This is a genomic window from Anabaena catenula FACHB-362, from assembly GCF_014698735.1.
In the GTDB taxonomy this organism is placed as follows: domain Bacteria; phylum Cyanobacteriota; class Cyanobacteriia; order Cyanobacteriales; family Nostocaceae; genus Anabaena; species Anabaena variabilis_A.
This window is the reverse complement of sequence record NZ_JACJTQ010000020.1, coordinates 40822-52856: the sequence shown is the minus strand read 5'-3', so window position 1 is coordinate 52856 and position 12035 is coordinate 40822. Positions and strand designations below refer to the sequence as shown.

Annotated in this window: 9 protein-coding genes; 2 read left to right on the top strand and 7 right to left on the bottom strand. The window is 39.6% G+C overall.

The features are described from left to right. Positions 1-35: 35 nt before the first annotated feature. The 4 genes from H6G68_RS14360 to H6G68_RS14345 all read right to left on the bottom strand — a co-directional run bounded on the left by H6G68_RS14360 (position 36) and on the right by H6G68_RS14345 (position 5325). Positions 36-3002 carry a methyl-accepting chemotaxis protein gene (locus tag H6G68_RS14360; protein WP_190907249.1) on the bottom strand — a complete coding sequence of 989 codons (2967 nt, stop codon included), beginning with the start codon at positions 3000-3002 and terminating at the stop codon, positions 36-38. A 16-nt stretch (positions 3003-3018) separates the two neighbouring features. Further along, positions 3019-3546 (bottom strand): chemotaxis protein CheW, encoded by a 528-nt coding sequence (locus H6G68_RS14355; RefSeq protein ID WP_190907248.1) that lies wholly within the window; start codon positions 3544-3546, stop codon positions 3019-3021. A gap of 13 nt (positions 3547-3559) precedes the next feature. Continuing rightward, the gene (locus H6G68_RS14350) at positions 3560-3925 is read right to left on the bottom strand and encodes a response regulator transcription factor (protein ID WP_071187941.1); all 366 of its coding nucleotides are present in this window, start codon (positions 3923-3925) and stop codon (positions 3560-3562) included. 194 nt (positions 3926-4119) lie between these two features. Continuing rightward, positions 4120-5325: a response regulator gene (locus H6G68_RS14345; RefSeq protein WP_190907247.1), complete on the bottom strand. Its 1206-nt coding sequence runs from the start codon at positions 5323-5325 to the stop codon at positions 4120-4122. A gap of 623 nt (positions 5326-5948) precedes the next feature. Here H6G68_RS14345 and hmpF point away from each other — a divergent pair. Beyond that, positions 5949-7709, top strand: a complete 1761-nt coding sequence (hmpF, locus tag H6G68_RS14340; protein WP_190907246.1) for a pilus motility taxis protein HmpF — start codon at positions 5949-5951, stop codon at positions 7707-7709. Positions 7710-7772: 63 nt separating this feature from the next. Here hmpF and tilS read toward each other — a convergent pair whose 3' ends face one another. Next, positions 7773-8822, bottom strand: coding sequence for a tRNA lysidine(34) synthetase TilS (gene tilS / locus H6G68_RS14335; RefSeq protein WP_190907245.1), 1050 nt, complete (start codon positions 8820-8822; stop codon positions 7773-7775). Positions 8823-9064: 242 nt separating this feature from the next. Continuing rightward, positions 9065-10348 carry an ATP-binding protein gene (locus H6G68_RS14330; protein WP_190907244.1) on the bottom strand — a complete coding sequence of 428 codons (1284 nt, stop codon included), beginning with the start codon at positions 10346-10348 and terminating at the stop codon, positions 9065-9067. A 172-nt stretch (positions 10349-10520) separates the two neighbouring features. Here H6G68_RS14330 and H6G68_RS14325 point away from each other — a divergent pair, with 172 nt between their 5' ends. Next, a complete protein-coding gene (locus H6G68_RS14325) occupies positions 10521-10694 on the top strand; it encodes a hypothetical protein (protein WP_190907243.1) in 174 nt (57 codons plus the stop codon). A gap of 266 nt (positions 10695-10960) precedes the next feature. Here H6G68_RS14325 and H6G68_RS14320 read toward each other — a convergent pair whose 3' ends face one another. Further along, positions 10961-12019, bottom strand: coding sequence for a LuxR C-terminal-related transcriptional regulator (locus H6G68_RS14320; protein ID WP_242045268.1), 1059 nt, complete (start codon positions 12017-12019; stop codon positions 10961-10963). Between the last annotated feature and the right edge of the window lie 16 nt (positions 12020-12035).

Here is a 12035-nt window from a genome sequence, read left to right as displayed (position 1 = left end):
GCATAAATTATACTTCATACTTTATACTTCATCCTTTACCTAGATTCAATAGTTTCCACTCGGAAGCGTTCCACAGAGGCAATTAAGTCGCGGGATACACCCACTAAGTGCTGTAGTGCGCCGGAAACTCGCTGTGCTTCTTGAGAGGTTTCTTGGGCTGTTAGTTCCACTGATTGCATCACCTGAGCTACAGCACGGGAGGTTTCCGTCTGTTCTACAGTGTCGCTGGTAATTGAACGTACCAAAGTGTCAATATGCTTTGCGACATCAATGATGTTTTCAAGCGATCGCTTGGCTTCTTCTGCCAATTTTGTCCCTTGAATTACCTGTTGTGTGCCTTCTTCCATTGCTGTCATGACAGAACTAGTTTCGCTCTGAATTTGCATGACTATTTGTTCGATTTCTTTTAAAGATTTGGCAGATTTGTCTGCTAACTGGCGGACTTCATCTGCAACAATCGCAAATCCACGACCAGCTTCTCCTGCTCTGGCAGCCTCAATACTAGCATTGAGTGCCAACAAATTGGTGCGAGAAGCAATTTGGGAAACCAAGGCGACAATAGAGTTAATTTCTTGGGAAGATTCGGCTAATCGCTTCACTTTACGGGTAGTTTCTGCGACTGTTTCCCGAATTTCCAAAATCCCCGCCACGGTATTTTCTACTGCTTCCCCTCCTTTCAGAGCGATTACACTAGCATCACGGGCTACAGTTTCTGCCTCTTTGGCGGCATCTGCTACCCGTTTAATAGATTCGGTCATGACTTGCACGGAATTGAGGGTGACAGCCAACTCTTCTGCTTGACGTAAAGCATCACCTGATAAGGCTCTAGCGAAGGTTTCTGAGTTGGTTGAACCTTTAGTCACTTCCCGTGCAGCCACTTTCACCTGTTGGACAATATCCCGCAGGTTTTGAATTGTCAGGTTAAAGGCATCAGCTACTGCTCCGAGGACATCCGCTGTCACCTCGGCTTGAACTGTGAGATCTCCCCTAGCCGCACCTTCCACATCGTCTAAGAGACGAATTACTTGGCGTTGCAGGTTTTCTTTGGCTTCTTCTTGTTCAACTGCTTTCCGATGAGCCTCATTAGTGGTCGTAAAAATTACCCGCGCCATATCGTTGAAGCTGGTAGCTAAGTACCCTAATTCGTCTTCGGAGTAAACTGTAGCTTGAACATTCAGATTTCCTTCCCGCACAGCATCAAACTGAGCTTGCAGATCTTTGGTAGTCCGCCGAATTTGCTTCAGTGTCAGATTGCCCATAAAGCCTGCTGTCACTCCACCTGCCAAGCCAGCGGCTAAAGCCATTGCCCAGCCTGTATTTCTGACAGATTCTCGTTGTGAGGTTGGAGAAAATGAAGTAGCTCCAAAGCTGATTAAAGCTGCAACCACTGCTGAGGTTAAGCCCACAGCACCAGCAATATACCATTGCTTTTTCTCTAAAGAAGCATTCTCAAAGAATCCAAACAAGCCTTGGTCTACACTGACGTTCGGTTCTAGCTTAGGAACATCTGACTGAGTAAATACTGCAACTGCGTCTTGAGATCCTGTAATCGTGAACTCTTCATCCCGATCAGCAACGCTATTGCTGGAGAAACTCTCAGTAAAACTACTGGTTATATTATCCCTCTTTTCCCGTGATTCAGATCCTGAGCCAATATCACTGAATTCACCCTCTCCTGACAGATCAAAGCTGGGAATACTACCGATATCATCAAAGTCACCAAAGTCACCAAAGTCGTCTAAAAACCGGATATCGTTATTGTGATTGTTTTGAGAATTTTCTCCACTCAAAATACTGTTGTTATCTTCTTCATCTGAGAAACTTTCTGAGCCGAAGGCCTTCTGAAATGCTTCTAAATCCAAACTTTCGTTCTCAAAGTTATTTGGTTCTTGATAGCTTTTAACGTTAACCTGCTGGTCATGCACAGTCGAATTGCTGTTCAAAGATGAAGACACTTGATGATTTAAGTTAGGTGCTGGTGTCGGGTTTGTTTCCTCTGGAATCTGATTTAACCAATTATCTGGGCTGCCCAAAGATATATCTTCATTACTGTTTCTTAAATTATTAGTGATCAAACCATTGTTGATTTCCGGTTCGTCCACCACGATATTTATATCTTCCTGACTCTGATTGGAGAAGCCCATATTCCCCATACTCATCTCTTCCAATTCTGGTGAATCTTCTTCCCTCAATAATTCAGGTGTCGGTTGCCAGGTATTGTTGAGTGGTAAATTAATTTCTCCAAAAGGTGAATGACTGTCCTCTTCACTAATTACTAAATTTTCATTAGCTGAATTCACATCAAAGTCGGCGAAAGGACTATTTCCGAATGATGTTTCAACATCCACTCCGGAATTATCTTCTTGCCAGAAAGGAGGTAACTCTAAGGCTCCTGACGCTTCACCACTGTTCTCTGCTGGTTCTAGAACTTGTTGATCTAGCACAAAGGGGTCATCGCCAAAAGCTACTGCGTTATTTGGTGTTGGATGGAATTCTGTATGGTCTACAGCGAGATTAAAAGGATTACTCACAGATATATCTTCAAGATCATCCACCGATGATTGATAATCATCAAAGGAGTTCAGATCAAAGCTGGTATTACCCAACTCTCCATCAATTCCCAAATCTGGCAATTCTAACTCATCGTTGATGAGACCAGAGGATACTTCCACAGAATTCTTTAACTCACTAGGCTCTTGTGTCAGTTCATCAGAGTCTAATGCCTGGAGGTATTCATTGATATTTTCTAGCCCGTTAGTGGCAAAACCAATGATTTCTTGATCATCTGTAAAATCTAACACCTTTTGATATTCGGCTTTTGCTATGTCGTACTGCTGCAAAACGTAGTATGTATGCCCCCTCAACAAATGAGAGTTGGGGTCATCTGGAAAATTTTTCACCACCTGATCTACTAAAGTAGCGGCAACTTCATAGTTCCCTTGGACATAGGCTGTCATTGCCTGTTGATATGTTGAATTATCATCATTTATATTTATTGCCATTTCCTCCCTCCCGACTTCATCCTGCCCACCGCGCACTTCGCAAAATTGCTGTTTGATCAATTAGTCGCAGATACTTATTTTTTGTAGTATCTAACCATTCGCCACGCAAAAAAGGAGCCATAGTATCTGGTACGTTATTTGGTGGCATCAGATACTGTACATCAAGCCAGTCCATACCACAGATTTCTTCTACTCCTAAGCCTACTATGATATCTTGATCTTCAATAGCAATTACTTGTATCTCAGACCTATCCGTGTTTAATGCCGTTGCTTCCCCCAGAAATTGACCCAAATCTGCCACCCAAATTAATCGCCCTCGTAAATTGAGAGTACCTAAAAGTAATGGAGAAACATTAGGAATTGGGGTGATGCGATCTGGACTTAGTTCAATCACCTCCCGAATCCCAGTTGCTTGTAATGCAAACTCCTGATCAGAAGAAATGTAAAACCGCAAATGTAACTCACCTTCGGGACTTTCTAGTTGTAATTCCGGGCGAAATTGGTCTTGACCACTGCCAGTTAAAAAGTCTGGTTTGCTGACCATGTTGTTGTCATCCTTATCCCCGCAGCAGTTGCTTGACTGTTCCTACCAATTCGGTTGGTTGAAACGGTTTGGCGATGTAAGCATCAGCCCCTTGTTTCATGCCCCAGTAACGATCAAATTCTTCACCTTTGGAAGAACACATGACTACAGGGACATTTTGGGTTTTCGGATCGGACTTTAATCGCCGACAAAGTTCGTAACCGTTCATCCGGGGCATGACAATATCCAAGACTACTAAATCTGGAGGTGTGCTTTGAATTGCTTCTAAAGCTTCTAATCCGTCACAAGCATGGGTGACTGTTAAGCCACTGGCTTTGAGGAGGTCTGTAATCATCTCCCTTTGGGCGATACTGTCTTCCACAATCAAAACTGTACTCATAAATGCCTATCTACCTCCTGATTTAAACTTTCCTTTCTGGAATATTTCCTGATCCCTAACAAAATATTAATTGTATAAATTAATTCTACTATTGTACTAATTTACTGAAACTGGATGTTTCCCTGGGGTTCGCTGATTCTGTGATAACATTTTTTACCCTATCTTTGAGCAAATTCACAAGTCTTGTATTCCGTTTATATTCCCACAACAGAATCTATGTTGATATATTTTTCTACCAGCATAAGTAATTCGGTGTCTACAAATGGCTTTGTTAAATAATCTGTAGCTCCAATCATCCTAGCTCTGACGCGATCAATAAATCCTTCTTTTCCCGTTAGCATGATAATTGGCACCAGCCGAAATGCTCTGGAATGTCGTAGCATGGCACAAATTTCATATCCGTCTAATTCCGGCATGGCAATGTCGCATAAAATTAAATCTGGTTTGAGTTGAAACACTAGGCTTAGGGCTTCTAAGGGTTTGGTGATAGATATCGCTTCATATCCTTGTGGTTTTAAGATTGACTCTACAGTTTCGCAGATTGCGATCGCATCTTCAATACAAACTATTCGCCGTTTGCGTTTGTCTACTTGCTCCCAGCTGCCAATCTTGATATTAGGGTTTAATGTAACTGAATATACTAGTTGTAACCAACCTTGTTGTACGTAAGGATAGATGGCTTTGGCAACGGTTAAAATATCACGGTTGAGATAGCGAGCCAATTGACGTAGGGATGTTTTCCCATCTGCCCAATGTTGTAATTTATTCACTGTTGATGCTGGTAGTGAGTCGCTCAATCTAGCTATGTCAGCTAGGACTGGTAACTGTTCTGGTGATTGAATATGTGGATATAGCTGCTTCCACTCTTGCACCTGCTTCGTAATTTTGGTAACTAAAATACCAATTTCCAAGCTGGTTAATTGGGGAACAAGTGCTGTACCTAAATCGAAAATGAAACTACCTTGGTGTAAACTCAGTAGATCAAACAGTGTCTCATGGACTAAGCCATGAATAATATTCCGCGCTACTTGTGGGGTGATAATATTATGCTCCAAGAGCGCCCAGAGGTAAGCATATTCTGGGGAATTGGTTGATTCTAGGGTAGCAAGTTGCATTTTATTAAGTCGCTTCTCGATTCGGTAATAACGTAAGTAATCATCAATTCGAGATAAACTACTTTCCCCAGCTTGACAATAAACTATTTGACCGTTTAAGAAAAATACAAACCAAGACTGCGGTTTGCTCTCCCAGGCAGGATGATGCTTGGAGACCTCTTCTTCACTCAGTTTGTAACTTTGGTAAGAACTGTGAGCTTCTACCCACAACTGTCCAGTTCGTTGTCCTAACTCGATCAGTTGTAAGATACTGCAAATATCAATCTCGTTTAAATTTCCTTGCATTTAGGTAAAAAACACTCCTTGGTATTCTAGTTAAGAATACTTGATTAATTGTGAACCAGCGTTTATCTATCAGCTATCAGCATTCTGCAATCATCTGATATGTGACGTTTGCTTCGTCACCGACTCAACACGCTGGAATGGCTCTACAGCCATGAAGCATAATACCCTTTCACTTTCACGTTGATACAAATGGACAGACGCACAGACGCGGAGCTTCATTTGTAGCTTTAATTAAGTGAATTGACATAAGCTCACTGTTTAACGCTGAAAATTGTGAACTTCAGCATTTTCCTGTTTCCAGTGGGCGAATGAGGTAGTATACTGGCAAGACTATTATCTATACAAGCATTTGAGCAAGCCGAGATAAAGTTTTTGTGAGCGATATTTGACAAAGTTGGTGATCATACGGTAGTCACAATCACTATCATGAGTACAGGATATAAAAGATGCGACTTAACCGCGTCTACCAAATATCAAGATATATCAAGATGTGAGATATCACTTCCATAAGTAGTTTTGTCTATCTTGTGCTGCTAAACTGAGGTTAAACAAAACAAGTTAACAGAATAATCTAAGGTATATCCCAAAACACGGACGTAAAGTGCATCAAAAGGATTAACGGTGTGCTGTATTTAGCAGAAGTACAAAAACAGAAAGGCGGCTTACTCAGTGGTGGTTCCAAAACGGAACTAAAACTACTGGCTTGTCAACGAAGCGACCAGAATTGGAGTACTGTATCGGAAGAAACTATTGCTTATGAGGATGGAAATAAATTAAATGATGGCGCACTGGTACTAGTGGAATTGAGTCCTAATCGTCAGGTACAGCGGATTCAAGAAGCTGGCCGTCCGCTAGTAAACATTTTGCAGAATTTTTCCCGTCAAATGGAAAAATTTAAGCTCAAAGAAGACGAAATTGACCAGTGGAAGCAGTCACTCATGTTTCAAGTCCAAGAGCTAAATCGCCGAGAAATGGAGATGGAGTCGCGCTTGGAACAAGTTCAACAACTGGAAAATGATGTTCAACGCTTAGAACAACAAAAACAGGAGGTTGATACCAACCGTGAGCAAATTGAACGGTTGCAGGCGGAAATTGAACGAAACCGACAGGAACTCGAAGGCGCTTGGGAGCATCTCCGGGGAGAGCAGCGTCGTCTGGATGAAAGCAAAGTAGATACCCAACAGGGAACATTTTTGGATGAAGGGCAAACTCAGGTAATTACTGATTTACTTGAACGCTTGTCTAATGGTGTTAGTTCTACTGGAACACTACAAGAAAATCTCAATTGTGCCTTTGAACTCATAGAACAGCAACAAGCAGTTTTGAACCCACACTGGCAACAACTGGAATTGCAACGCACTTTAGCTCAACAACAACAAGGGAAAGTTGAACAATTGTTACGCACCTTGCGCGATCATCAAACCGAACTTCAACAAGTAGAAAATTCTTTGGAGCAAGAAGTAAGTCAGTTACAACTGTCTACTGCAACAGTTCACAACAAACAAGAATTTGCTGCCATACTCAAAGAACATTTGAAAAATCAAGAAGATTTATACCAACAGACCCATGCCTTGGTAGCAACTGTTGGTAATGTGGTTTTCGGCCAGCAAGTTGATGTGGAAACTTTGCAGAAAATGCCCCTAGAAGAACTGCAAAAAATTGTCCAGGACTTGCAGGATAAATTGGAAATCGATTCTAGTTTCGTTCAAGATCAAGAACAAGAACTAAATTACAAACAAGAAGCTATAGAAGAACTGCAAACAAAAATCCAGCAGGCATCTGGGGAAGATTTAAAAAATTTAGAACTAGAATTAGGAGATGAAACAGTCCTCTACCAAATGCTCAATGAGAGTTTGGTAGGACAACGCCGCAATTTACTAGAGCGGCAGCAAACTCTCTCACAACACCAAACTATACTGCTGCAACGACAAGGACAGACTGTTGTCAATTCTCCTGGGGATAACACAATTAATTTAGGGTCAATTCTTTTGCAAATTGATACCCAACGACAACAACAGTCCCAAGAGGTGCAAAAGCTGGAAAATGAGATTTCGCAGCTGCTTGTAGATATGGAGATGACAAAAAGAGCAATTGGCAATCAAACCGATGATCTAGAGGAAAAGCGCCAAGAACTCAAAACGATAGAAGAACAATTACTCAACTTGCAAACAGCAACTGCTGAATGCTGGGGTAAGGTAAATCTCTATCAAGAAGCGCTACAACCAATTCAAGATATCTTGGATGGGTTACGGGATCAGCTGCAAGCAATTTCTGATTCTTTGACTCACGTTCAAGAAAGTGGTGATTCTCATCTTCAAACTATTAGCGAAATGCGTCAGGCTATCCAGAGTTTAATTAATCTACCGGAAGTAGTCCCATCTTAGTGGCTCGTATTCAGTCGGGGTTTCCATCCCTGTCTGAATGCTCTCTCCACGTCCCCGTGTCTTTCATCTTTGCTGCTGGATACAAATATAGTCACCTTGTACGATCGCTATCACACCACCAGGAAAAGGATCAGTTTGGGAACGGTTCGGGGCTGTAATTAAAGCCGTTAATTTCTCGATATGTTCAAAGTTGGGAGCATCAGGAAGTATTTCTTGCAGCACCTGACGCATGACACGGCGTTGTATTGCCAAAGGTGCTGTTTTTAATATTCGCCGATTTAGCCTGATATTTAATCGCTCCTCTTCCCCATTATTCAAAGACCTCACCCCCAACTCCTCTTCGCAAGTTGAGCGGGGAGCAGGAGACGTGGTGAGAATTGCTTCTTGTCGCAATTTGTGGGCTGCTTGTTCTAAATATTCCACTTCTGCTTGTAACAGTTCGGCTGTTTGAGCTAAATTTAATTCTACTTTGGGGTTGAAATTTGTTTGTAAATATGGTAATAATTCTTGGCGAATACGATTTCGCGCATATTTAAAATCTTGATTTGTAGAATCTTCCCAAATTGGTAAATTAAAGTCTTGGCAAAATTGCTCTGTTTGGGAACGAGTAATTTCTAACAATGGACGCACTAACCTAATGTTATCACTGAGTGGACGTTGCCAAGTCAGGGCTTGTAAACCGTCGGCACCAGTACCACGGATTAAGTTGTAAAGTAGAGTTTCCGCGCGATCGCTTGCAGTGTGTCCGGTAATAATATATTGATAATTATGAAATTGGGCAATTTTAGTTAAAGCTTGATAGCGCCAATTTCTGGCTGTAGCTTCGGTATTTATCGGTTCATTAGCCGTTTCTAAGTAAAAAGGTGTTTCCCAAGATTTAGCTAGATTTTCGACATGGTGAGCATTCGCTTGGGAGTCTTCACGCCAACAATGATCACAGTGAGCAATACCTAAATCCCATTGCCATTTGGGTTGTAAATCTAATAATAATTTAATTAAACATAGAGAATCTTGTCCACCAGATACAGCCACTAATAGCCGTTGGTTATGCTCAAATAGACGACGTGCGCGGATGGTTCGATGTATTTGGGCGTGTAGGGTAGTCCATGTCATAAAGAAGGGAACAGGGAACATTGACTTTATTTAATAATTCAGAAATAAGGTGCAATACGGTTTAATTAAAGATAATTGTAGGTTGGGTTAAGCGACAGCGCAACCCAACAAATTTTTGATCATGTTGGGTTTCCTTATGTCAACCCAACCTAGGTAATGTACCTATTTCTTAAAAGACAGGATAGCAATTGAATTTTCAGGAATTTTTTTGTAGAAATGTCTCATTTAAGTAACTTTGTAAATTATTTATTATAATGTTTTCTAATATATTTCTCAATTAGAGGATTCAGACTATAAAGCATTCTAATATCTTGTATATCTTCTTGTTCAATAAGCCGTATTTCCCATAATTTATCTACAGCTAGAATGATTTCTGATTGGAAATTAAAAGGGAAATATTGGTAAATTTGAGATAGTAATTTTGGCTCTTTTTCCGTAGCCAACTTTTGCATAATATCTATTTCTAACTTCGATAAATAAGAAAATTGTTTATCTAATAAATTACGTAAGATATTACTTACAAAAACTGTTCCCTCAAGGAATTTATCAATTTGATTATTATGATGACGTTGGATGATTCCAGCAGCTATTTTTAAAGCTACTGGATGTCCTGCATACTGATTAATCAATTGTTCCAATCCAGGATTAGAAAGTCCAAAATCTTGTAATAGAGCTTTGGCTTCTTCATTTTTAAAGCCAGCCAATGTAAGTTCACGAATACTTTTTCCTTCGATAATTAAATTCATTATCTCAGGCTTTATTAGACTTGTAAAAATTAAGCAACTTTTATGTTCTTCCGTCCCAATTTTTGACAAAAGCCTCTCATAATTTAAGCAATTTTGTTGCTGGCTCTCCGGTGTTTCGCTAGTTTTAATTACCTCTTCCCAATGATAAAATATCAACAAACAACGATGCTGATTTAAGTAATTATTAATCAAATTGTTAATTCTACGATTTATATTTGATTCTGTGTTTATGTATGAGAAGCAGCTTTCTATATCAGTTAAAATTTCTTCCAAAGAAGGGTAATCTTCAAGATTCTTACATATGACATATTGAAATTGCTCTTTAATATTTTCAATTAACTTTTTCACAAGTTCAGTTTTACCAATTTTGGTCATACCAAAAATCCCAACCAAACGACAGCATTCTCCAACTATCCATTTTTCTAAATCATCGAGTTCTTGAGAACGTCCATAAAAATCTTTAATATTATGTCGGGGATATTTAGTTGGTGGCTTCTTGATTTCTTCGCCATTTTGTCCTAATAGTCGTGTGAGAACTAACCCGCAATTAGTTTTGTTAACTTCTTTTTCTGTGAGTTCTTCAATTCGTTGAAATAACTGCGGACCTTTGAGATACATGACGCTGCTGGGAGCGTAACCAACAATATGCATATCCTTATATTTTGTACCTTCTAAGGAATATTCCAGAATTTGTTCTTCGCAAGCATCTAATTTCAGATCTTCTCCCGTTTTGCGCTTTACCCAATCTTTTAACCGTCTGATTAGCTCTTGAGCATTCATAGTCCAGCTTTTTCTCGATACTTTCTTCTGAATTGTATCTGAATTTGTATTAACTATATTAACTATATTAAAAAATTAACTTTATTAAGTCAAAATACTGATTAACAATTGTATTTACAATCACATACGCCTCGGTCATACTTGCTGTTGTAAGGACAAAAAAGAGGTTTCTATGGCTCACAAAAATTCATTCACAATCAATATTGATCGTCAAAAAAATCCACACACTGCTCTGGATAGTAAGCAGCAATATCATAGTTTCTTACTAGCAGTACAACAACTAACAGTACATAGTATTTCCTTAATAGGGGATGAGGATGATGGTCCCATTGTTCCACCTAGTTAGTGATCGCTTTAATATCACTCTGAAAAGAGACTATGGATAATGTATGTGGTAGGGTGCATCAGATAGAGAAAATTTGTTCATAAAAACCAATTTATCAAGTTTGATATACCCTCCTAAACATACCCATTAGATACAGGAGATTGCAGGTAAATGAAGTACAAATTAGCTTAACAAAGCCATGTACAAAAAGGGTTTTATTGTTGTATAGATTTAGCAATGCTGTAGAGGTTTAGCATTCCTAAAACCCTACAGATGGCTGCTATAAATCACATAGTTGAAGATTTCAGAGTTCTTATAGCATAAAGTTTCCACGCTTCTAACTCTGGTAATTTCCAAGGTATTTTTGTAACTTGCTGATCATGGGAATAATATTGCAGGAATTTCCTCCATGATGCTAGAGAGCTTTGCTGATCTCCCTCCGCTTCTTGAACTTGTGCTAATAAGCAATAAGCTGGAGCGTAATCACTTTCTAATTCTAGACAGATGAGTAAATGTTGTTTTGCTTGCTCGTAAGCATCTTGCTGAAAATATGCCCAACCAAGATTTTTGTGCAATGCAATTTTGACTGTGTTGTCTTTCACCCTTGACAAAATTGGTTCAATAATTTCCACAGCATCAGCACTATTTCCTTGGAGAATTTCCAAACGAGCTAAGTTATTCACAGCAGCATCAGCAGCGCGATTATTATATCTAATTGCAATCTGATAGTGATGAAAAGCACCGCTCAAATTGTCTAATCTTTCATAAGCTGCTCCCAAATTATAGTGAGCATGACCATAGTTTGGGTTAAATGCAACAGCTAATTCTAGATAAGCTACCGCATTGGGAAAATCATAATTGAGGTAGTTTTTATGTCCTATTTCATTTAGAGATTTAGCAATTTGTTTCCTTTCTTGTTCATTGAATTTAATTCGACTTAGTACCTTCTTTAAATCCTCTAGGATATGCTTGCTAACAGATAACAAGCGCAAGATAGATTCACTAATATTTACGTCTTCTTCATTTACCGATTCTCCTCCTATTTCTTCTTTTCTAAATTTAGGTTCACGATCTGTTACTAACTCAGGTTTGTGTTGAGCAAACAGCGCAACTAGTTCTGAGCGTTTGTAGCGACGACTATCAGAAGGTTCATTATTTAGTCCAAATTCGTAACATATTCTTTCTACATATTTTCTGACAGATGCTTCTCCAATATTCATGGCTTCAGCTATGTCAGCATCCGTCTCACCAGCTAGTATTTTTTGCAACACTTCTTTGCGTCGATCTGTCAGCTTGTTGAAAATGTGTTCAAATTCTGGTTGATTCATCCTTAGTTTTAATTGCATCAGTAATTATTGAGTT

Excerpts from the sequence above, each read along its gene's own strand:
- H6G68_RS14360 (WP_190907249.1), bottom strand. The coding sequence starts at position 3,002 with ATGGCAATAAATATAAATGATGATAATTCAACATATCAACAGGCAATG.
- H6G68_RS14355 (WP_190907248.1), bottom strand. The coding sequence starts at position 3,546 with ATGGTCAGCAAACCAGACTTTTTAACTGGCAGTGGTCAAGACCAATTT.
- H6G68_RS14350 (WP_071187941.1), bottom strand. The coding sequence starts at position 3,925 with ATGAGTACAGTTTTGATTGTGGAAGACAGTATCGCCCAAAGGGAGATG.
- H6G68_RS14345 (WP_190907247.1), bottom strand. The coding sequence starts at position 5,325 with ATGCAAGGAAATTTAAACGAGATTGATATTTGCAGTATCTTACAACTG.
- tilS (WP_190907245.1), bottom strand. The coding sequence starts at position 8,822 with ATGACATGGACTACCCTACACGCCCAAATACATCGAACCATCCGCGCA.
- H6G68_RS14330 (WP_190907244.1), bottom strand. The coding sequence starts at position 10,348 with ATGAATGCTCAAGAGCTAATCAGACGGTTAAAAGATTGGGTAAAGCGC.
- H6G68_RS14325 (WP_190907243.1), top strand. The coding sequence starts at position 10,521 with ATGGCTCACAAAAATTCATTCACAATCAATATTGATCGTCAAAAAAAT.
- H6G68_RS14320 (WP_242045268.1), bottom strand. The coding sequence starts at position 12,019 with ATGCAATTAAAACTAAGGATGAATCAACCAGAATTTGAACACATTTTC.